Origin of the sequence: Microbacterium saperdae (genome assembly GCF_006716345.1) — a bacterium.
Lineage (GTDB): Bacteria > Actinomycetota > Actinomycetes > Actinomycetales > Microbacteriaceae > Microbacterium > Microbacterium saperdae.
Genome location: NZ_VFOX01000001.1, coordinates 1 through 19,121, shown reverse-complemented (window position 1 = coordinate 19,121; position 19,121 = coordinate 1). Strand labels below are relative to the sequence as shown.

23 protein-coding genes and 1 pseudogene are annotated in these 19,121 nt (G+C 70.2%); 13 read left to right on the top strand and 11 right to left on the bottom strand.

Annotated elements, in window-relative coordinates; genetic code table 11:
* Window positions 1–175: 175 nt before the first annotated feature.
* From FB560_RS00110 to FB560_RS20600, 3 genes are all read right to left on the bottom strand, one after another.
* Window positions 176–2,140 (bottom strand): M13 family metallopeptidase, encoded by a 1,965-nt coding sequence (locus FB560_RS00110; RefSeq protein ID WP_141870496.1) that lies wholly within the window; start codon window positions 2,138–2,140, stop codon window positions 176–178.
* 71 nt (window positions 2,141–2,211) lie between these two features.
* Window positions 2,212–2,760 carry a DnaJ family domain-containing protein gene (locus FB560_RS00105; RefSeq protein WP_229673351.1) on the bottom strand — a complete coding sequence of 183 codons (549 nt, stop codon included), beginning with the start codon at window positions 2,758–2,760 and terminating at the stop codon, window positions 2,212–2,214.
* 33 nt (window positions 2,761–2,793) lie between these two features.
* The gene (locus FB560_RS20600; RefSeq protein WP_170197993.1) at window positions 2,794–2,952 is read right to left on the bottom strand and encodes a hypothetical protein; all 159 of its coding nucleotides are present in this window, start codon (window positions 2,950–2,952) and stop codon (window positions 2,794–2,796) included.
* Between FB560_RS20600 and FB560_RS00095 the strand changes: the two genes are divergently transcribed.
* Window positions 2,930–4,252: an MATE family efflux transporter gene (locus tag FB560_RS00095; RefSeq protein WP_141870494.1), complete on the top strand. Its 1,323-nt coding sequence runs from the start codon at window positions 2,930–2,932 to the stop codon at window positions 4,250–4,252. The genes FB560_RS20600 and FB560_RS00095 overlap by 23 nt on opposite strands.
* A gap of 12 nt (window positions 4,253–4,264) precedes the next feature.
* On the opposite strand, the gene FB560_RS00090 is transcribed toward FB560_RS00095, so the two are convergent.
* On the bottom strand, window positions 4,265–4,732 hold the full coding sequence (locus FB560_RS00090) for a VOC family protein (protein ID WP_141870493.1): 468 nt from the start codon (window positions 4,730–4,732) through the stop codon (window positions 4,265–4,267).
* Window positions 4,733–4,800: 68 nt separating this feature from the next.
* Window positions 4,801–5,445, bottom strand: a complete 645-nt coding sequence (locus tag FB560_RS00085) for a TrmH family RNA methyltransferase (protein ID WP_141870492.1) — start codon at window positions 5,443–5,445, stop codon at window positions 4,801–4,803.
* A gap of 70 nt (window positions 5,446–5,515) precedes the next feature.
* On the opposite strand from FB560_RS00085, the gene FB560_RS00080 reads away from it, so the two are divergent.
* The 6 genes from FB560_RS00080 to FB560_RS20595 all read left to right on the top strand — a co-directional run bounded on the left by FB560_RS00080 (window position 5,516) and on the right by FB560_RS20595 (window position 9,463).
* Window positions 5,516–6,823, top strand: a complete 1,308-nt coding sequence (locus FB560_RS00080; protein WP_141870491.1) for an Nramp family divalent metal transporter — start codon at window positions 5,516–5,518, stop codon at window positions 6,821–6,823.
* 21 nt (window positions 6,824–6,844) lie between these two features.
* Window positions 6,845–7,147, top strand: coding sequence for a hypothetical protein (locus FB560_RS00075; protein WP_141870490.1), 303 nt, complete (start codon window positions 6,845–6,847; stop codon window positions 7,145–7,147).
* Between the two features lie 37 nt (window positions 7,148–7,184).
* Window positions 7,185–7,814 (top strand): metal-dependent transcriptional regulator, encoded by a 630-nt coding sequence (locus tag FB560_RS00070; RefSeq protein WP_141870489.1) that lies wholly within the window; start codon window positions 7,185–7,187, stop codon window positions 7,812–7,814.
* 104 nt (window positions 7,815–7,918) lie between these two features.
* A complete protein-coding gene (locus FB560_RS00065; protein ID WP_141870488.1) occupies window positions 7,919–8,728 on the top strand; it encodes an HAD-IIA family hydrolase in 810 nt (269 codons plus the stop codon).
* A 1-nt stretch (window position 8,729) separates the two neighbouring features.
* Window positions 8,730–9,296, top strand: coding sequence for a YdeI/OmpD-associated family protein (locus FB560_RS00060; RefSeq protein WP_141870487.1), 567 nt, complete (start codon window positions 8,730–8,732; stop codon window positions 9,294–9,296).
* Window positions 9,293–9,463 (top strand): hypothetical protein, encoded by a 171-nt coding sequence (locus tag FB560_RS20595; RefSeq protein ID WP_170197992.1) that lies wholly within the window; start codon window positions 9,293–9,295, stop codon window positions 9,461–9,463. Before FB560_RS00060 ends, FB560_RS20595 begins: the two co-directional genes overlap by 4 nt.
* Window positions 9,464–9,490: 27 nt before the next feature.
* Here the strand turns inward: FB560_RS20595 and FB560_RS00055 are convergent, their stop codons facing one another.
* The 3 genes from FB560_RS00055 to pyrE form a co-directional block, all read right to left on the bottom strand.
* Window positions 9,491–10,642 carry an anhydro-N-acetylmuramic acid kinase gene (locus tag FB560_RS00055; RefSeq protein ID WP_141870486.1) on the bottom strand — a complete coding sequence of 384 codons (1,152 nt, stop codon included), beginning with the start codon at window positions 10,640–10,642 and terminating at the stop codon, window positions 9,491–9,493.
* 88 nt (window positions 10,643–10,730) lie between these two features.
* On the bottom strand, window positions 10,731–11,633 hold the full coding sequence (locus FB560_RS00050) for an ROK family protein (protein WP_141870485.1): 903 nt from the start codon (window positions 11,631–11,633) through the stop codon (window positions 10,731–10,733).
* Window positions 11,630–12,190, bottom strand: a complete 561-nt coding sequence (gene pyrE / locus FB560_RS00045) for an orotate phosphoribosyltransferase (RefSeq protein ID WP_141870484.1) — start codon at window positions 12,188–12,190, stop codon at window positions 11,630–11,632. The genes FB560_RS00050 and pyrE overlap by 4 nt, the downstream gene beginning before the upstream one ends.
* A 156-nt stretch (window positions 12,191–12,346) precedes the next feature.
* On the opposite strand from pyrE, the gene FB560_RS00040 reads away from it, so the two are divergent.
* Together FB560_RS00040 and FB560_RS00035 are read left to right on the top strand one after the other, a co-directional pair.
* A complete protein-coding gene (locus tag FB560_RS00040) occupies window positions 12,347–13,207 on the top strand; it encodes an exodeoxyribonuclease III (RefSeq protein WP_141870483.1) in 861 nt (286 codons plus the stop codon).
* 24 nt (window positions 13,208–13,231) lie between these two features.
* Window positions 13,232–14,041, top strand: a complete 810-nt coding sequence (locus tag FB560_RS00035) for a Cof-type HAD-IIB family hydrolase (RefSeq protein ID WP_141870482.1) — start codon at window positions 13,232–13,234, stop codon at window positions 14,039–14,041.
* Between the two features lie 9 nt (window positions 14,042–14,050).
* Here FB560_RS00035 and FB560_RS00030 read toward each other — a convergent pair whose 3' ends face one another.
* Genes FB560_RS00030 through FB560_RS00020 form a run of 3 tightly spaced genes read right to left on the bottom strand, consistent with a single transcriptional unit; the run spans window position 14,051 to window position 15,862 of the window.
* A complete protein-coding gene (locus FB560_RS00030; protein WP_141870481.1) occupies window positions 14,051–14,698 on the bottom strand; it encodes a dihydrofolate reductase family protein in 648 nt (215 codons plus the stop codon).
* Between the two features lie 35 nt (window positions 14,699–14,733).
* Window positions 14,734–15,420 (bottom strand): winged helix-turn-helix transcriptional regulator, encoded by a 687-nt coding sequence (locus tag FB560_RS00025; RefSeq protein WP_141870480.1) that lies wholly within the window; start codon window positions 15,418–15,420, stop codon window positions 14,734–14,736.
* A gap of 1 nt (window position 15,421) precedes the next feature.
* The gene (locus tag FB560_RS00020) at window positions 15,422–15,862 is read right to left on the bottom strand and encodes a VOC family protein (RefSeq protein WP_141873044.1); all 441 of its coding nucleotides are present in this window, start codon (window positions 15,860–15,862) and stop codon (window positions 15,422–15,424) included.
* A 169-nt stretch (window positions 15,863–16,031) separates the two neighbouring features.
* On the opposite strand from FB560_RS00020, the gene FB560_RS00015 reads away from it, so the two are divergent.
* The 4 genes and pseudogenes from FB560_RS00015 to FB560_RS21035 all read left to right on the top strand — a co-directional run.
* On the top strand, window positions 16,032–17,288 hold the full coding sequence (locus FB560_RS00015; protein WP_229673349.1) for a sensor histidine kinase: 1,257 nt from the start codon (window positions 16,032–16,034) through the stop codon (window positions 17,286–17,288).
* Window positions 17,285–17,983: a response regulator gene (locus tag FB560_RS00010; protein ID WP_141870478.1), complete on the top strand. Its 699-nt coding sequence runs from the start codon at window positions 17,285–17,287 to the stop codon at window positions 17,981–17,983. The genes FB560_RS00015 and FB560_RS00010 overlap by 4 nt, the downstream gene beginning before the upstream one ends.
* Window positions 17,984–18,012: 29 nt before the next feature.
* On the top strand, window positions 18,013–18,723 hold the full coding sequence (locus FB560_RS21040; RefSeq protein ID WP_267901896.1) for a benzoate/H(+) symporter BenE family transporter: 711 nt from the start codon (window positions 18,013–18,015) through the stop codon (window positions 18,721–18,723).
* Window positions 18,630–19,121 (top strand): annotated as a pseudogene (locus tag FB560_RS21035) (benzoate/H(+) symporter BenE family transporter); the annotation flags it as partial. The gene FB560_RS21040 and the pseudogene FB560_RS21035, both read left to right, overlap by 94 nt.

The window sequence follows — 19,121 nt, the reverse complement described above, 5'->3', positions numbered from 1 at the left end:
GCCACAGAACCGCTCCCTCACAGACTCCGAAGCCTGATCACCAGATGGTCACCCGCGACGCAGCAGGGAGCCACAGAACCGCTCCCTCACAGACTCCGAAGCCTGATCACCAGATGGTCACCCGCGAGGCGGCAGGGAGCCACAGAGCCGCTCCCTCACAGGCTCCGAGGCCTGATCACCAGATGGTCACCCGCGAGGCGGCAGGGAGCCACAGAGCATCCTTCTCGGCCACGTCGAACGCCTCGTAGAAGGCGTCGATGTTGCGCACGATCTGGTTGCAGCGGAACTCGTTCGGCGAGTGCGGGTCGATGGTCAGCAGTCGCAGCGTCTCGGCGTCACGACTCTTCTGCTGCCAGACCTGCGCCCAGGAGAGCAGCAGCCGCTGCACGCCGGTATAGCCGTCGATGACCGGCGCCTCGGCCCCGCCCAGCGACAGTTCGTAGGCCTTGAGCGCGATACCCAGACCGCCCAGATCGCCGATGTTCTCGCCGATCGTGAGTGCGCCGTTGACATGGTGCTCCGGGTCGAGCCCCTCCGGCACCAGCTCGTCGTACTGCGCGATGAGCGCCTTGGTGCGCTCCTCGAACGAGGCGCGGTCGGCATCCGTCCACCAGTCCTGCAGGCGCCCGTCGCCGTCGTAGCGGCTGCCCTGATCGTCGAAGCCGTGTCCGATCTCGTGACCGATGACCGCGCCGATGCCGCCGTAGTTGGCTGCGGCGTCACGGCCGGCGTCGAAGAACGGGTACTGCAGGATCGCCGCGGGGAACACGATCTCGTTCATCGACGGGTTGTAGTACGCGTTCACCATCTGCGGAGGCATATGCCACTCCGTGCGGTCGATCGGCTTGCCGACCTTGTCGACGTGGCGGTCGTGCTCGAAGATCGCGGCGCGACGCACGTTGCCGAACAGGTCGGCGCGGTCGATCACGAGACTGGAGTAGTCCCGCCACACCTCGGGGTGCCCGATCTTGGGCGTGAAGGAGTCGAGCTTCGCGAGCGCGCGCTCGCGGGTCTCCGCGGTCATCCATTCCAGGTCGGTGATGCTCTGGCGGTAGGCCTCGATCAGGTTCGCGACCAGCTCGTCCATCGCGGCCTTCGCCGTCGGCGGATAGTGCCGCTCGACATAGACCTTGCCGATGGCCTCGCCGAGGGCGCTCTCGGTGACCGAGACGCCGCGCTTCCAGCGCTCGCGGATCGAGGGGACGCCGGTGAGCTCGGTGCCGTAGAACGAGAAGTTCTCCTGCACGAAGTCATCCGTCAGGTACGGGGCGGCCGCGTGCACGACCTGGGCTCGGAGCCAGGCCTTCCAGTCGTCGAGGCGCTCGGGGGTCAGGAGCGAGCCGAGTCCCTCGAGGAAGCTCGGCTGCGAGACCACGATCTCTGCGAAGGCATCGGGGTTCGACGGCGCGACCGCGTCACGCCACGGAGCGAGGTCGATGCCCGCGAGTGCCTGGACCTCGTCCCAGGTCTTCAGGTTGTAGGTCGCGACCGCGTCACGGCTGCGCACGTTGTCCCAGTGGTGCCCGGCGAGCTCGGTCTCGAGCGCGATCGCCCGGTCGGCGGTCGCCGCCGCATCCGGGATGCCGCCCAGCGTCAGCAGGCGCTCGAGGTGGGCGCGGTAGGCGGCGCGCGTGTCGGCGAAGGTGTCGAGACGGAAGTAGCTCTCGTCGGGAAGCGACAGGCCGGACTGCACGACCACGGGCACGTAGCGCTCGGGGTCGCCGGGGTCGCCGTCGACGTAGAAGCCGATCAGGTGCGCGCGACCGTCGCGGTCATAGGCGCCCACGGTGCGGAGGAAGGCGGGGATGCCGTCGATCGCCTCGATCTCGGCGAGGGTCTCGGCGAGCGGGGTCACACCGGCCGCGGCGATGCGCTCGGTGTCCATGAAGCTCGCGAACAGTCCGCCGATCTTGCCGGCGAGGGTGCCGGGCTCGGCATCCTGCGACTCCTCGATGATGGCGCGGACGTCGGCCTCCGCCTGCTCGGCGAGGAGGTGGAACGAGCCCCAGCGGGCCTTGTCGCCCGGGATCTCGGTGCGCGCGAGCCACGCGCCGTTGACGTGGCGGTACAGATCGTCCTGCGGACGGATGTCGGAGCTGAACTCGTCGGTGGCCAGGCCTGCGGGGAGAACGTCAGTCATGCGTCCACCCTATGACCCGCCTCCCCCAGGGGCACGGAACACGGCACGGGGAGTCAGGGGGGACGAATCGATCAGTCGCGACGACGGATGCCGAAGCGGCGGCGGGCCGGCGGCGCGGGTTCCTCGGCGGATGCGGCGGCGACACGGGCCGAGCGCCGTGCGGACCAGGCGGCGACCTCGGCGTCGATGTCGCGCGGCGAGGTCACGACCGGCGGGCCACCCTGCAGTTGACGTCTGGCCTCGTACACCCGGCGGTTGAAGTCCTCCAGCACCGTGCGCACGTCGGCCTCACGGCCGAGCAGGTCGAGCTCGGCGTCCAGCCCCTTGTCCTCGGATCGCAGCAGGATCGCGGGCGGCCCGAGGCCGGTGAGGTTCTCGGTCTCGATCTTGCGGCGGATCCACCAGTCGGGGTCGTGGTGCGTACCGAGTCCTTCGAGCGGCTTGCCCGCGCCGGGCAGATCGTCGAAGTCTCCACGGCGGATCGCCACCTGGATCGCGGTCTCGATGAACGCGGCCCTGTCGACGGCCGCGGCGATCCCCGGCGGCGTGCCGCCCTCCTCCTCGTCGGCACCGTGCTGCTGCGCGCGGTACCGGGCTGCGGCTTCGCGGGGATCGGTCATGATGCACCTCCGTGGCATCCGATTCCCTCCACCCTACGACGGCGGGGAAACGTCGGCACCAGCCGGAGCACCGGCAGCGACCAGCATCAGCATCAGCATCAGCACCAGCACCAGCACCAGCACCAGCACCGGGGAACGGGACGTCGGCGCCAGCCCATAGGCTCGGAGGATGACCGCGCGCATCTCCCTCAACCGAGAGATCCTGCGGCTCGCGGTCCCCGCGCTGGGCGCGCTGATCGCCGAGCCGGCGTTCCTGATCGTCGACGCCGCGCTGGTCGGACACCTCGGCACCACTCCGCTGGCCGGCCTCGGCATCGCCGGTGCGATCCTGCAGACCATCGTCGGGCTCATGGTGTTCCTCGCCTACTCGACGACGCCCGCCGTGGCGCGTCGCTTCGGCGCCGGGCAGCCGGGGGACGCGGTCTCGGTCGGAATCAACGGCATGTGGCTCGCCCTCGGCCTGGGCGCCGTGCTCGCGGTGGTCGGCGCCGTGTCCGCCCCCTGGCTCGTCTCGCTCTTCGGCGCCGGAGATGCGGTCTCCTCCCAGGCGAACGACTACCTGGTGATCTCGATGTGGGGCCTGCCCGCGATGCTGATCGTGTTCGCGGCCACGGGGCTGCTGCGCGGCATGCAGGACACGGTGACCCCGCTGTGGATCGCCGGGCTCGGGTTCGGCGCGAACGCCCTGCTGAACGTGCTCTTCATCTACGGCTTCGGCTGGGGGATCGCCGGATCCGCCGCAGGCACCATCACGGCGCAGTGGGGCATGGTCGCCGCCTACGCACTCGTCATCCGCCGCCTGGCCACGAAACACAGCGCCTCGCTGCGCGCCCAGCGCGACGGCCTGCGCAACACCGCCCGCTCCGGAGGGTGGCTGTTCCTGCGCACCGTGAGTCTGCGGGTCGCGCTGCTCGCCACCGTCGGGATCGCCACCGGCCTCGGCACGCAGGAGCTCGCGGGCTGGCAGATCGTGTTCACGATCTTCTCCGCGGCGGCGTTCGCTCTCGATGCGCTCGCGATCGCCGCGCAGGCGCTGATCGGCAAGGAGCTCGGCGCCGGTGACGAGCAACGCGTGCATCGCGTGCTCGGACGCACGGTGGCCTGGGGCGCCTGGTTCGGCGTCATCGTGGGCGGCCTGATCGCTGCGCTCTCGGGGGTGCTCGGCATCGTCTTCACGGGTGATCCCGCAGTGGCCGAGCTGGTGCAGCCGGCACTGATCGTGCTGGCGGTCGCCCAGCCCGTCGCCGGCGTGGTGTTCGTGCTCGACGGTGTGCTCATGGGAGCGAACGACGCCCGCTACCTCGCGATCGCCGGTGGCCTGAACCTCGTGCCGTTCCTGCCCGCGCTGTGGATCATCGCCGCCGTGGGAGTCGATGGCAGCGCCGGACTCATCTGGCTCTCGCTCGCCTTCTTCGGGGTGTATCTGCTCGCCCGCCTGGCGACGCTGGGGTGGCGGGTGCGCTCGGGCCGCTGGCTGTCGGCCGCCGCCTGAGATTCGCGGGCCTCAGGCGTTCTCGAGGTCGGCGATCACGATCTTCTTCATCTGCATCAGCGCCTGGATCTGCTCCGAGCTCTGCTGCAGGAGATCGAGTCCGGCCGGGACGACCTGCCAGCTGACGCCGAAGCGGTCCTTGCACCAGCCGCAGGCCTCGGCATCCGGCACGGCGGACAGCGCCGCCCAGTAGTGGTCGATCTCGGCCTGGTCCTCACAGGCGATCACGAAGGAGATCGACTCGTTGAAGCGGAAGGCCGGCCCACCGTCGATACACCCGAACGGCACCCCGTTCAGGGTGAACTCCCCGTTGAGCACCTTGCCGGTCATCCCCTCGAAATGCTCGCTGAGCGATTCGTCCGGATAGAGGACGACGTCGCCGATCGACGAGTTCGGGAACACCGAGACGTAGTACTCCATCGCCTCCCGTGCCCGATCGTCGAACCAGAGATAGGGACGGATGGGTGTCAGCTCGACCATGAGAACCTCCTCGTTCGGCACTCACGGTACGCCCGGAGACGCGGGCTGTCGAGGGTGGTCGCGCGCGGTCAGCGTGCGAAGCGTCGGCACCACTCGTACATGATCACGGCCGCGGCGGCGCTGGCGTTGATCGAGCGCGTCGAGCCGTACTGGGTGATCTCGACATGGCCGGATGCCGCGGCGAGCGCTTCCGCCGACAGACCCGGGCCCTCCTGACCGAACAGCAGCACGCAGCGCTCGGGGAGCTCGGCCCTGTCGACCGGGACGGACCCTTCCACGTTGTCCACCGCGATGATCGGGATGCCCGCCTCCGCGGCCCAGGCGGCGAAGGTCTCGACGTCTTCGTGGTGCACGACGTGCTGGTACCGATCGGTGACCATCGCACCGCGCTTGTTCCAGCGCCGGCGGCCGATGATGTGCACGGTGTCGGCGAGGAACGCGTTGGCGCTGCGCACGATCGAGCCGATGTTCATGTCGTGCTGCCAGTTCTCGATCGCGACGTGGAACGGATGCCGCTGCGTGTCGAGGTCCGCGACGATGGCCTCCATCCGCCAGTAGCGGTAGCGGTCGATCACGTTGCGCGTGTCTCCGAGCTCGAGCAGTTCGGGGTCGTACTGCTCTCCCTCAGGCCATTCGTCCGCGCCACCCGGCCAGGGCCCGACGCCATGGGTGGTGCGCTCGGGCGTGCCGCTCTCGGGCGTCTGCTCATCCATCCCGCCAGGCTATCCGGACACATCCTCGAAAGATATTTAGGTGTACCGAAAAATCCGCTACGATTTCGGCATGCCTAAAAATCCCGTGCTTGCCGAGGCGCCCGTGACGCGCACCACTCCACCCCGCAGCATCTGGCTGCTCGGCCCCGCACTCGTGGCGGGCGTGGCGTATCTCGACCCGGGCAACGTCGCCAGCAACATGACGGCGGGTGCGCAGTACGGCTACCTGCTGGTGTGGGTCGTCGTCGCGGGCAACGTGATGGCCTGGCTGATCCAGTACCTCTCGGCCAAGCTCGGGGTGGTCACGGGGCAGAGCCTTCCCGAGGTGCTGGGCTCCCGCATCCGCAGCCGCTGGGCGCGACGCTCGTACTGGCTGCAGGCCGAACTGGTGGCGATGGCCACCGACCTCGCCGAGGTGATCGGTGGCGCAGTCGCGCTGAACCTGCTGTTCAACGTGCCGCTCCTGCTCGGCGGCGTGATCACCGGCGCCGTCTCGATGGTGCTCCTGGCGGTGCAGAGCCGACGGGGACCGCGGCACTTCGAGTTCGTGATCGTCGGCCTCATGGCGATCATCACGATCGGCTTCGTGGCCGGCGTCTTCGTCGCGCCCCCGGATCCCGCCGGCGTGGTGGGCGGCCTCGTCCCCCGCTTCGAGGGCACCGGATCCGTGCTGCTCGCCGCATCCATCCTGGGCGCGACGATCATGCCGCACGCGATCTACGCGCACTCCGCGCTCAGCCGCGACCGGTTCGGAGCGGCATCCCTCCGAGACCAGGATCACGCTCAGCACGCCGCGGCCGAGGCCGTGCGCACCGATGTCTCGCGCATCCGCCGCCTGCTCACCGCGACGCGCTGGGACGTGTCGATCGCGATGGTCATCGCCGGTTCGGTGAACCTCGGCATCCTGCTGCTGGCCGCCGCGAACCTCGCCGGCGTCGAAGGTACGGACTCCCTCGAGGGCGCGCACGCCGCACTGGCCGCCGGCCTCGGCCCCGTCGTCGCGACGTTCTTCGCGGTCGGGCTGCTCGCCTCCGGTCTCGCCTCGACCTCGGTCGGCGCGTACGCCGGCGCCGAGATCATGCAGGGCCTGCTGCACGTGCGCGTGCCACTGCTGGCCCGGCGCCTGGTGACGCTCATCCCGGCACTCGTGATCCTCGGCATCGGCGTCGACCCGACGCTCGCACTCGTGCTCAGCCAGGTCGTGCTGTCGTTCGGCATCCCGTTCGCGCTGATCCCGCTCGTCGCGCTGACGGCCCAGCGCCGCACGCTCGGCGTGTGGGCGAACCGCGTCTGGACGACCGCCGCCGGCGTGGTCGCCTCGGTGCTGCTGATCGCCCTGAACGGCGCCCTGCTGTGGCTCGTGCTCACGGGCGCCTGAGCCGCGGATAGGCTCGGAGTCATGTCTGCCGATCACGCCCGCCGCACCGTCCGCATCCTCACCTGGATCGGCATCGCGACCGGTGTGATCGGCGGCCTCCTGGTCGCCTTCCCGAAGACCATCGATCTCGCCAGCCCGTGGGTGCAGCTCGCCCTCGGCATCGCGACGCTCGTGCTCGCGTTCCGTGCCCGCAAGATCGGCATCGCCGACATCGAGGGCTTCGACGGACGCCTGTCGCTCCTCGCCGCCCTGCTCGGCTTCCTGGTGGTGTTCTTCGCCGGACAGGCCGCATTCGGCATCCTGGTCGCCGTCGCCAACCCGTGACGCGAGCCCGCCGAGGGCGCTGACCTAGACTGGTCGCGTGGCATCCCCGGCAGCAGACGACTACCTCAAGACCGTCTACGCGCACACCGAATGGCAGGACGCCCCGATCACCCCCTCGGTGCTCGCCGCGAAGCTCGGCATCGCCCCCTCCTCGGTCACCGAGATGGTGAAGAAGCTCGCCGCCGCCGGTCTCGTCTCGCACGTGCCCTACGGCGCCGTGCGTCTGACGGATGCCGGAACGCGTCGCGCTCTCGCGATGGTGCGGCGCCATCGGCTCATCGAGACCTGGCTGGTGCGTGAGTTCGACTACGGCTGGCACGAGGTCCACGACGAGGCCGAGGTGCTGGAGCACACCATCAGCGACCGGCTGCTGGAAGGCATCGACGCACGCCTGGGGCGCCCGCGGTTCGATCCGCACGGTGACGCCATCCCCGATGCCGACGGTCGCGTCGACCGCGAGCCCTTCGTGCTGCTCGCGGATGCGGCGACGGGGCACATCGGGCGCGTGCTGCGGGTCGACGACCGCGACCCCGAGATCCTGCGCGCGGTCGAGGCCGCAGGGATCGCGGTGGGCGTCGAGGTGTCGGTGACCGCGGGCGGCTTCTCGGTCGAGGGCGCGGAGGCCGAGATCGCCCATGCGGCCGATGTGATCTGGCTCACGGCCTGAGACCCGCCGCTCGAACCCTCATCGGCCGAGACTCCCGCTCCCCCGCAGCCCCCGTCACAGCCCGCACCTCGGTACGGGACACCCGCGAGCAATAGGCTGTGCACATGGCACACCGCGACGACATCGAATGCTGGCTCACCGACATGGACGGCGTGCTCGTCCATGAGAACGACGCCATCCCGGGCGCGTCCGAGATGCTCGCCGGGTGGGAGCGCAACGACATCCCCTATCTGGTGCTGACCAACAACTCGATCTTCACCGCGCGCGACCTCTCGGCCCGTCTGCGCTCGAGCGGACTCGTCGTTCCGGAGGAGCGCATCTGGACCTCCGCTCTCGCCACCGCCGACTTCCTCGCGCAGCAGCTGCCCGGCGGCTCCGCCTTCGTGATCGGCGAGGCCGGCATCCTCACCGCGCTGCACGAGGCCGGGTTCATCATGACCGAGACCAAGCCGGACTTCGTGGTCGTCGGCGAGACCCGCAACTACTCGTTCGAGGCGATCACCAAGGCCATCCGCCACATCAACGCCGGCTCGCGCTTCATCGTCACGAACCCCGACGCCACCGGGCCCAGCGCCGAAGGCCCGATGCCGGCCACCGGCGCGATCGCGGCGCTCATCACCAAGGCCACGGGCAAGGAGCCCTACGTGGTCGGCAAGCCGAACCCGATGATGTTCCGGTCAGCGCTCAACAAGATCGGCGCGCACTCGAAGAAGACCGGCATGATCGGCGACCGCATGGACACCGACATCGTGGCGGGCATCGAGGCCGGCCTGCACACGATCCTCGTGCTCACCGGCATCAGCGACCAGGCCGAGATCGAGAAGTACCCGTTCCGGCCCGACGAGATCGTGGACTCGGTCGCGGACCTGCTGCCCACCGTCACCGGCACGATCCCGACGCTCGACGAGGACTGACATGGGTGCACTCGACGACGGCGAGCGGCTGACGGCGGCGGATGCCGCGGCGTGGCGCGCCTGGCTCGAGGAGCACCACGGGCGCGCCGCCGGCGTCTGGCTGCTGCACGTGCGCGGGGGCGCCGTCGACGGGCTCGTCTACGAGGATGCTGTGCGACAGGCGCTCTGCTTCGGGTGGATCGACGGCCCCGTGCGCACCTTCGACGGCATGAACGCGCAGTGGTTCTCGCCGCGGCGCGCGACCAGCGGCTGGGCGGCGACTAACAAGGCCCGGATCGCCGACCTCGAAGAAGCGGGCCTGCTGGCACCGGCCGGCATCCGCGCGCTCGACGTCGCCAAGGCGAACGGGGCGTGGGAGATGCTCGACGGACCTGAGGCGGGGATCGAGCCCGACGAGTTGGCCGCCGCGCTCGACGCCGCCCCCGAGGCACGGGCGCATTGGGACGCGTTCCCGAAGTCGGTCAAGAAGTTCGGCCTCACCCACATCGCGATGGCGAAGCGTCCCGAGACGCGCAGCGCCCGCATCGCCAAGATCGTCTCGGATGCCGCAGAGGGGAAGCGTCCATGAATCAGTCCGACGTGCTGTTCCTGGTGGTGTTCCTGATCCTGCTGAGCTCGCTCACGGTGTTCATCGTGCAGTTCGTCCGCTCCCGCCGCCGCGGCTCGGGGGACGGCGACGGACGCGCGGGCTGGTGGGAAGGTCCCTGGGACGAGGACCAGCGCCCTCCGCGCTGAGACCGCTCCGGTTGCCGATTCGGCCGATCAGGACTGCAGCGTCAGGCTGGTGACGGCGGCGACCGGCTCCGGCAGGCGCAGGGGTCCAGATCCCGGGGTGATCGTGCCGAGGATCCGCGGGGCACGCGCTCCGGTTCCTCCGGGGATGACGGCGGCGACGCCGTGCATCGTGCACCAGCCGATCAGCGCGAACAGGACTGCTTCCTTGTTGTCCGCCGAGGCGCCGAGCTCATCAGCGAGCACCACGTCGACCTCGGGCAGTGCGGCGCGCAGCCCCTCCATGATCAGCGGATTGCGGCAGCCGCCTCCCGATACCGCGAGGTAGCCGATGCCCGCCGCGCGCACATCCTGCGCGACGGTCTGCACCGTGAGCTCGGTGAGCGTGCGCACGAGGTCGGGCGTCGAGATCGCCCGTCCGGACTGCTGCGCGCGCACGTAGTCCAGGTGGAAATGCTCCTTGCCGGTGCTCTTCGGGGCGGGGAGCGCGTAGTAGGGGTCGGCGAGCAGCGTCGCGAGCAACGTCTCGTCGACGGCGCCGGTGCGGGCGATCGCGGCATCCTCGTCGTAGCCGAGGTCGTTCAGCTCCTCGTCGACCACCACGGCATCGACCAGGGCATTCGCCGGACCGATGTCGTAGGCGGAGATGCCGTCGCCGACGACCGTGATGTTCGCGATGCCGCCCAGGTTCAGCGCGGCCGAGGTCCCGGAGCGTCCCCGCAGCAGCAGCTCGTCGAGGAACGACACCAGCGGGGCGCCGTGGCCGCCGACGGTGATGTCGCGGATGCGCACGTCGGACACGACCGGCGCGCCGACGCGCTCGGCGATCCACGCCGGCTGCCCGATCTGCAGCGTGCCGAGCGCGTGCCCCGCGTCGACCCAGTGGTACACCGTCTGGCCGTGGGTGCAGACCGCGTCCACTCCCCCGACGGACGCGGCGGCGGTGGCGGCGACCTCGGCGAACGCCTGTCCGATCAGGGTGTCGAGTTCGCACACCTCGGCGAGGGTCGTCGGGGCGGGCGGAAGCGCGGCGACCAGACGTGCGCGGAGCGCGGGGGCGTAGGGGATGCTGTCCTCGAGCAGCACGGTGCCGCGGAGAGCGCCGTCGGTCTCGTCGAAGTCGACCACCGTGACGTCGATGCCGTCGTGTGAGGTGCCCGAGAGCAGGCCGAGTACGCGCATGCGCAGTCCTTCCGTCGTCTCCCACGAGCCTACGGCGTATTTGTTAGGAGAGTGAACGGAATGACGGTCGTTCTTCGTACCGCCGTGCTCAGCGGATGACGAGCGCGGCGGCGCCGATCAGCGGCCCTTCGTCGCCGAGGCCCGAGCGCACGACGCGGGCACGCCGCGAATACTCGTGGGCCGCACTCGCGGTGAGCGCCTGCTGCACCAGGTCGATGTAGTCCGCGGAGACGCGCGAGAAACCGCCGCCGATCGCGACCATGTCGAGGTCCACGAGGGTCGCGGCATCCGCCAGCGCTTCTCCGACGGCCTTCGCCGAGCGTTCGATGGCCGCACGGGCGATCTCGTCACCGGCCGCGGCATCCTTCGCCAGATCCTCACCGGTCGCACCGGTCCAGCCCTGCTGCTGGGCCCAGGCGGCGCTGGCCGGACCCGAGGCGATCTCCTCGAGCGTCAGCCCGCCCTCACGGCGCACCTGTCCGAGGTGTCCGGCGTTGCCGGTGGCCCCGGGGATGTAGGCGCCGTTCGCCACGAAACCGCCGCCGACGCCGGTCGACACCACGATCGACAGCGAGGCGCCCGCCTCCTGCGTCGCGCCGAGCCAGGACTCCGCGAGCGCGAGCGCGCCGCCGTCATGGCCGAGAGTCGTGGGCACCTCGCGGCCCAGGATGTCGGATGCCGCCGTGCGCACCGCGTCCGCGAGGCCGAAGCCACGAGCGAGGGGCATGTTGACCGGCATGATGGCACCGGCCGCGCGGTCGATCGGGCCGGCACTGCCGACACCCGCACCGACGATGTCCGCTCCCACGGGAGCCGCGGCGAGCGCATGCGCGACGATCGCGCGCACCGCCGCGGTGAGCGAGTCGATCGTGGCCTCGCGCCCGGTGGCCTGCCTGCTGCGGCTGCCGTCCACGAGCGCGCCGTCCTCACTCACGAGGGCGGCCTCCATCTTCGTGCCGCCCACGTCGACGGCGAGTGCGTAGCGCGTCACTGCGGGTCGAGTCCGAGGTCGTCGAGGTCGAAGGCGGCGCGCCATTCGAGACCCTCGGCTTCGATCGCAGCCTGGGCCCCGGTCTTGCGGTCGACGATCACGGCGACGGCGACGATCTCGGCGCCTTCGCGACGCAGGGCCTCGACGGCCTTGAGTGCGGACTGTCCGGTCGTGGAGGTGTCTTCCAGCACCACGACCCGCTTGCCCTTGACGTCTGCACCCTCGATCTGACGGCCGCGGCCGTGGTCCTTCGGCTCCTTGCGCACGACGAACGCGTCGAGCGGGCGCTCGGTGGCGACCGAGGCGTGCAGCACCGAGTTCGCGATCGGGTCGGCTCCGAGCGTGAGCCCGCCGACCGCCACCACATCCAGGTCGCCGATCAGGTCGAGCATGATGCGGCCGATCGCGGGGGCGGCCCTGTGGTCGAGCGTGAGCTTGCGCATGTCGACGTAGTACGTCGCCTTCTTGCCACTGGAAAGGGTGAAGTCGCCGTGGAACACCGCCTCATCCTTGATGAGGTCGAGAAGTGTCTGGCGGTCTGCGTCGAGTGCGGTCACGACGTCCAGTGTAGAAGGCGCAGGCTCTGTGTTCCGCGGGAAGCGTGTTCTGCAGAAAGTCTGCGTGTCCGATGCCGCAACTCCGGTGTCCGATGCCGCAACTCCGGTGTCCGATGCCGCAACTCCGGTGTCCGATGCCGCAACTAGGCTGGAGGCATGCGCTTGGCCACCTGGAACGTCAACTCCATCCGCACCCGTGTCACCCGCACCGTCGAATTCGCCGTGCGCGAAGACATCGACGTGCTGGCGATGCAGGAGATCAAGTGCAAGCCCGAGCAGTTCCCCTACGGCCCGTTCGAAGAGGCCGGGTACCACGTCGAGGTGCACGGGTTGAACCAGTGGAACGGCGTCGCGATCGCGAGTCGCCTGCCGATCACCGACGTGCGCACGGCTTTCGACGGGATGCCGGGCTTCGCCAAGGGCCATGAGGGCCCGGATGCTCCGCTCGAGGCCCGTGCGCTCGGCGTGATGGTCGAGGGCGTGCGGGTGTGGAGCCTGTACGTGCCGAACGGCCGCTCTCTCGAGGACCCGCACTACGCCTACAAGCTGCACTGGCTCGAGGCGCTGCGCAATTCCACGGCCGCCGAGCTCTCGGCGAACCCCGACCTGCCGCTGGCCCTGGTCGGCGACTTCAACATCATCCCGTTCGACACCGACAACGGCGACCCCGACATCGTCGAGGGCGTGTCGACCCACGTCTCCCCCGCCGAGCGCCAGGCGTTCTTCGCCTTCCAGGACGCCGGGGTCACCGACGTCGTGCGCCCCCTCATCCCCGAGGGCTTCACCTACTGGGACTACCAGCGGCTCAAGTTCCCCCGCAACGAGGGGGTCCGCATCGACTTCGTCCTCGGCTCGCGCACGCTGTCCGACGCCGTGTCCGGCGCATCCATCCATCGCGAGGAGCGCAAGGGCGAGCAGCCGAGCGATCACGTGCCCGTGGTCGTCGACCTCGACGGCAGCCGTCTGGGGACCGGCGGCGCGGAGGACGACGACGATCTTCCGATGATCTTCTCGTGACCCTGATCTCGTGACCGTGCTCCCGTGACGCTCCGCCTGATCGCAACGGATCTCGACGGCACTCTCCTCGACCCGTCGTCCACGGTCACGCCGCGCACCCGCGCCGCGCTCGACGCCGCCCGCAGCCGCGGCATCCACGTCGTCCCCGTCACGGCGCGACAGCCGATCGGGCTGCGCACCATCGCCGCCGATGCCGCCTTCGACGGATGGGCGCTGTGCAGCAACGGCGCGTACGCGATCCACCTCACCGAAGGTCGGATGCTGTTCGCCGAGGAGCTCCCTGCCGAGACGATCCGCACGCTCGCCGCCGCGCTGCGCGCCAGCATCCCCGGACTGCTGTTCGCGAGCGTGCGCGAGGGCGGCGAGACCTTCGTCGCCCAGCACGGCTACGCCGAGATCGCGGACCTCTCCGACCACAAGCGCGACCCCGAGACGATGGGCGGCGTGCCGCTCGAGCAGGTGCTCGCGGCTCCGAGCCTGAAGTTCGTGATCCGTCACCCCGAGCTCGCGCCGGCCGCCCTGTTCGAGACGCTCAAGGATCTCGGTCTCACGGGCTTCGAGGCGACGCTCTCCGGCGCCCCGTTCGTCGAGGTCATGGCCGAAGGCGTCACCAAGGCCACCGGCCTCGCCCGCCTGTGCCGGCACCTCGATATCGACCGCTCCGAGGTCGTGGCGTTCGGCGATGCCCTCAACGACGTCGAGATGCTGCGCTGGGCAGGACGGGGCGTAGCCATGGCCGATGCGGAACCCGTGGTGCAGGACGCGGCAGACGAGACGACCGCGTCGAACGCCGACGACGGGGTGGCGCAGGTCATCGAGCGGCTGCTCGGCTAGGCGCGTCGCTCAGAACGTCCCGACCTCCGGCGTCCGGTCGGTGCGACCGTAGCGGAGCAGCGTCACGCCGCCCTCGTCGGTGATCGGGGGATGCAGCAGCCGGAGCACGGCGGGAAGCGCGTTGTCGTCGAAGACCTTCTTGCCTGCGCCGAGCAGCAGCGGGTAGACCCAGAGGTTGAGTTCGTCGAACAGCCCCTCCGCGAGCAGCGTGTGCACGAAGTCGAGGCTGCCGATCACGTGCACCTCGCGGTGCGACGCCCGCATCTGTGCGATCTCCGCGGCCAGGTCGCCGCCGACGCGCGTGCTGCCCTCCCAGTCCAGGGCGATGTCGGCATCCCGGGATGCCACGTACTTGGGCACCCGGTTGAAGAGCTGTCCGATGCCCCCCTCCGGCCCGTCGGTGTGGTGTGGCCAGTACCCCGCGAAGATGTCGTACGTGCGGCGGCCGAGCAGCAGTGCATCGAGCTGTCGCATCCCCTTGTCGATCTCGGATCCCACCCCCTCGGTCGGATAGCCGGCCTGCCAGCCGCTGAAGCGGAAGCCGCCCGAGGTGTCCTCATCGGTGCCGCCCGGCCCCTGGGCCACGCCGTCGAGAGAGGTGAACAGGTCGATCAGGATGCGGCCGGATGCGGGGGAGGTCGAAGCGTCAGTGCTCATGTCGTGCTCCTTGCGAAGGGATGCTGCCGTGCGGTTCAGCGCGCTGCCACCAGCGCCGGGATGTGGAAGGTCGTGGCGAACGAATCCAGCCACGCCTCCTCGCCGCGGACCACCGCGACGACGTCTTGTGCGAGCGCCTCGGCGGGAGTGAGCTCGCCGCCGATCAGCAGTCGGATGCCGGGACCCGCGACGATCACGGCATCCGGATCACCCGCGGGGGCGGTACCGCCCACGGGCGGGGCGGGCGGCGCGAGCTGTGCGACGCGGAGAGCGCCGCCGTGCACCGAGGCGCGCAGGGCGACATCGCCCACATGAAGCTCGTACTCGGCATCGGTCGCCGACTCCGCCCGGAAGGCGGTGCGCAGTGCCATCGTCAACGAGTCGGGGGTGACGACGTCGCCTTCTCTCGGGTCACCCATCGCCTGGAATCCCCAGCGTCCGATCGCGAGCATGATCGGCTCGAACGAGCGGCCGTACGGGGTGAGCTCGTAGACGAGTCCGCAGTTGTGCAGAGGAACCCGCCGCACGACCCCGCCCTCCTGCAGCTCCTTGAGCCGGGTGGAGAGGATGTTGGTCGGAATGCGCGGCAGGCCCAGCCGGAGGTCGGTGTAGCGGCGAGGGCCGACGAGCAGATCGCGCACGATGAGCAGCGCCCACCGCTCTCCGATCAACTCGACGGCCGTCGTCACACCGCAGTACTGGCCGTAGCTGCGCGCTGCCATGTCAGGAGCCGGTGCTCTGCTCCGCGACGTGCTCGGGTCCGTTCTCGACAGCCTCCTCGGTCATGAACAGGAAGCCGAGCGAGTTGCCGTCGGGGTCGTCCAGGTCGCGCGAGTACATGAAGCCGTAGTCCTGCGCCGGCTTGGGCTCGGTGCCACCGGCTGCGAGCCCCTTGGCGAGGATGTCGTCGACGTCTTCGCGGGAGTCGCGGCTGAAGGAGACGGACACCTGGGCGACCTCGTTCGGGTCGGCGATCGGCTTGTCGGTGAAGGTGGCGAAGAACTCGCGCTTGAGCACCATGAAGAAGATGTCCTCCGCCCAGACGACGCACGCGGCGTTCTCGTCGGTGAAGAGCGGATTGATCTCGCAGCCGAGTGCCGTGTAGAACGCCTTGCTGCGCTCGAGATCGGTGGTGGGCAGGTTGACGAAGACCTTGGTCACGATGACTCCTTTGTCGCTTCGCGGGCCGCGGAATGCGGCATCCGTCGATCGGGCACGAGACCCGTCGCCTGCATACTTGCAAAAAACAAGCACGCCGTCAACAGTCTGTTCCGGGGGAATCTCCCCCACGGGACGGATGCCGCGGCATCCCCCTCCGCCCTACGGTGGGAGGATGCCGTTCACCCGCACGCCGACCGCCCGCGAACGCCGCAACGATCTGCTGCTCGCCGCCGTGCTGTTCGCCGGAGCCGACATCAGCGCCGGACTGTCGTCGATCGCCCAGATCTACGGCGATCAGCAGGCGCCGTTGTGGACCGCTCTGGTCTACTCCGTCGTCGTGACCGCTCCCCTCGCATTCCGTCGCCGCTGGCCCGGCATCGTCGCCGTGGTGACCTCGACGGCCTACTTCGTCGCGGTGACCGTGAAGGTGCCGGAGCTCTACGTCGGCAACATCGCGATGTTCATCGGCCTGTACTCGGTGGGTGCCTGGATGAACGACCGCCGCCGCGCCATGATCGTGCGCATCGCGATCATCATCGGCATGTTCGCCTGGCTGCTGATCACCATGTACTACGAGGCCATCAAGCAGGCGGATGAGGCGGATGTCGTCGCCGGGGCGTTCTCCCCCTACATCGCCTTCATGATGATCCAGATCATGTTGAACGCGCTCTACTTCGGCGGGGCGTACTACTTCGGCGAGCGCGCATGGGCATCGGCCGCCGAACGCACCGTGCTGGAGCAGCGCACGATCGAGCTGGAGCGCGAGCGCGAGGTGACCGCCGCGCAGGCGGTCGCGCTGGACCGCGTACGCATCGCCCGGGAGCTGCATGACGTCGTCGCCCACCACGTGTCGGTCATGGGCGTGCAGGCCGGAGCGGCGCGGCTGGTGATCGAGCGGGACCCGTCCGAGTCGAAGCGGATCCTCACGGGGATCGAGTCCTCCGCGCGCGATGCGATCAGCGAACTGCGCCAGCTGTTGGAGACGCTGCGCACGCCCGGGGGCGACACGGCAGAACCGGCATCGACCCTCACCCTCGCCGACATCGCCGATCTCACCGCCTCCTCCACGGATGCGGGACTGCCCACCGCGTACACCGTGATCGGCGAGCCGATGCGCGTGCCGTCGGTCGTGGCCGTGAACCTCTACCGCATCGCGCAGGAGTCGCTCACGAACGCGCGTCGTCACGCCGGCGTCGGAGCGACCGCTGATGTGCGGGTGCGGTACGACGACGACGGCGTCGAGGTCGAGATCGTCAACACCGGTCGCACGGTCGGTCAACTCCGTCCGGGGCTCGGGCAGCTCGGCATGCGCGAACGGGCGATCGCCTCGGGCGGCACGATCGAGGTCTCACCGCGACCGCACGGCGGGTTGCGGGTGCGGGCACGCGTGCCGCTCTCCCCCACCGCCGCAGTGAAGGATCCCGCATGACCACCACTCCCATCCGCGTGCTGCTCGTCGACGACCACGCGATGCTCCGCGCCGGGTTCCGCACGATCCTCGAGACGCAGCCCGACATCACGGTGGTCGGTGAAGCGGCGACCGGCGCGGATGCCGTGGCGCAGGCATCCGCTCTACAGCCGGACGTCATCACGATGGACGTGCAGATGCCCGACATGGACGGCATCGAGGCGACCAGGCGCATCGTGGCCGACCCCGCGGTGGCCGCCGCGATCGCGATCGTCACGACCTTCGACCGCGACGACTATCTGCACCGAGCGCTCGAGGCCGGCGCCAGCGGCTTCCTGCTCAAGAACGCCGACGCCGAGGATCTGATCGCCGCCGTGCGCGCCCTCGCCGCCGGCGACGGGATGCTGGCGCCCGAGGTCACCCGCCGCGTGCTCGCCCGGTTCGCCGCGACCCCAGCCACCGGCCCGGTCGTCGCGGCCCCCGCCGCTCCCGCTCCCGCCACCGCTCCCGCCACCGTGCTCGCCGAGCCCCTGACCGAGCGCGAGGCCGAGGTGCTGGCGCTGCTCGCCGACGCCCGCAGCAACGCCGAGATCGCCGGAGCGCTGTACATCGGCGAGGCCACGGTGAAGACGCACGTGTCGCGCATCCTGCAGAAGCTCGGTGCGCGCGATCGCGTGCAGGCCGTCGTGCTGGCGCATCGCCTCGGTCTCGCGTGACGACGCCGCGCGGGCGCTAGCCTCGGAGCATGCCAGGCACCGCTCCCCCGTCCCACCCGAACGGAGCGCCCCGCCCCCACAGCGTGTCGCGCCCGGTCCTGGCAGGCGTCGTCACGGCGCTGGTGGGCTTCACGAGCTCCTTCGCCGTGGTGCTCACGGGTCTCAGTGCCGTGGGAGCCACGGCCGCGCAGGCCGCGAGCGGACTCCTCGCCGTGAGCCTCACGATGGGTCTCGCGTGCATCGTGCTCGCCTGGCGGTATCGGATGCCGATCACCGCAGCGTGGTCCACCCCCGGTGCCGCGCTGCTCGCCGCGACCGGCACCGTGGACGGCGGATGGCCTGCCGCGGTCGGCGCCTTCCTCGTGGCTTCCGCGCTGATCCTGCTGACCGCGCTCTGGCCGGCGCTGGGCGCGCTGATCGCCCGCATCCCGCCGTCGATCGCCCAGGCGATGCTCGCCGGGGTGCTGCTGCCGCTGTGCCTCGCGCCGATCACCGGCATCGTGGCGAACCCCTGGGGCGTCGTGCCGGTCGTGGTGACCTGGCTGATCTTCGCCCGATTCGCGCCGCGGTGGGCGGTCCCGCTGGCCTTCGTCACAGCGGCCGTGGTCGGTCGCCGTCTCGCTCGTGCAGGCGGGGGCGCCCGTCGATCCGGCGCTGCTGCTGCCGCAGGTTCGAGCTCACGGCACCCACCTTCACGGTCGGCGCACTGGTCGGCCTGGCTCTGCCGCTGTTCATCGTGACGATGGCCTCGCAGAACGTGCCGGGTGTCGCGGTCATGCGCAGCTTCGGATACGAGGTGCCCTGGCGTCACGGCGACTGCTGGTGACCGGCCTCGGCACCGCGCTCGGTGCACCGGCCCGGCGGTCACGCGATCAACCTCGCGGCGATCAGCGCGGCCCTCGCCGCAGGGCCCGATGCCGACCCCGATCCGCAGCGGCGCTGGATCGCCGGCGTCTCGACGGGCGCGTCGTACCTGGTGCTCGGCGGATTCTCGGCCGCGTTCGCCGCACTCGTCCTCCTCGCGCCGGAGGCCGTGATCCCCGCGGTCGCGGGTCTCGCCCTGTTCGCCGCGTTCGGGTCGTCGGTGCAGCAGGCGATCGACGACCCCGGCGAGCGGCTCCCCGCCGTCGTGACCTTC

Excerpts from the sequence above, each read along its gene's own strand:
- FB560_RS00075 (WP_141870490.1), top strand. The coding sequence starts at position 6,845 with ATGTCTGCCGATCACGCCCGCCGCACCGTCCGCATCCTCACCTGGATC.
- FB560_RS20595 (WP_170197992.1), top strand. The coding sequence starts at position 9,293 with ATGAATCAGTCCGACGTGCTGTTCCTGGTGGTGTTCCTGATCCTGCTG.
- FB560_RS00055 (WP_141870486.1), bottom strand. The coding sequence starts at position 10,642 with ATGCGCGTACTCGGCCTGCTCTCGGGCACCTCACACGACGGCATCGAC.
- FB560_RS00105 (WP_229673351.1), bottom strand. The coding sequence starts at position 2,760 with ATGACCGATCCCCGCGAAGCCGCAGCCCGGTACCGCGCGCAGCAGCAC.
- FB560_RS00030 (WP_141870481.1), bottom strand. The coding sequence starts at position 14,698 with ATGAGCACTGACGCTTCGACCTCCCCCGCATCCGGCCGCATCCTGATC.
- FB560_RS00110 (WP_141870496.1), bottom strand. The coding sequence starts at position 2,140 with ATGACTGACGTTCTCCCCGCAGGCCTGGCCACCGACGAGTTCAGCTCC.
- FB560_RS00095 (WP_141870494.1), top strand. The coding sequence starts at position 2,930 with ATGACCGCGCGCATCTCCCTCAACCGAGAGATCCTGCGGCTCGCGGTC.
- FB560_RS00065 (WP_141870488.1), top strand. The coding sequence starts at position 7,919 with ATGGCACACCGCGACGACATCGAATGCTGGCTCACCGACATGGACGGC.
- FB560_RS00025 (WP_141870480.1), bottom strand. The coding sequence starts at position 15,420 with ATGGCAGCGCGCAGCTACGGCCAGTACTGCGGTGTGACGACGGCCGTC.
- FB560_RS00060 (WP_141870487.1), top strand. The coding sequence starts at position 8,730 with ATGGGTGCACTCGACGACGGCGAGCGGCTGACGGCGGCGGATGCCGCG.
- FB560_RS00090 (WP_141870493.1), bottom strand. The coding sequence starts at position 4,732 with ATGGTCGAGCTGACACCCATCCGTCCCTATCTCTGGTTCGACGATCGG.
- FB560_RS00085 (WP_141870492.1), bottom strand. The coding sequence starts at position 5,445 with ATGGATGAGCAGACGCCCGAGAGCGGCACGCCCGAGCGCACCACCCAT.
- FB560_RS00040 (WP_141870483.1), top strand. The coding sequence starts at position 12,347 with ATGCGCTTGGCCACCTGGAACGTCAACTCCATCCGCACCCGTGTCACC.
- FB560_RS00080 (WP_141870491.1), top strand. The coding sequence starts at position 5,516 with ATGCCTAAAAATCCCGTGCTTGCCGAGGCGCCCGTGACGCGCACCACT.
- FB560_RS21040 (WP_267901896.1), top strand. The coding sequence starts at position 18,013 with ATGCCAGGCACCGCTCCCCCGTCCCACCCGAACGGAGCGCCCCGCCCC.
- FB560_RS00015 (WP_229673349.1), top strand. The coding sequence starts at position 16,032 with ATGCCGTTCACCCGCACGCCGACCGCCCGCGAACGCCGCAACGATCTG.
- FB560_RS00010 (WP_141870478.1), top strand. The coding sequence starts at position 17,285 with ATGACCACCACTCCCATCCGCGTGCTGCTCGTCGACGACCACGCGATG.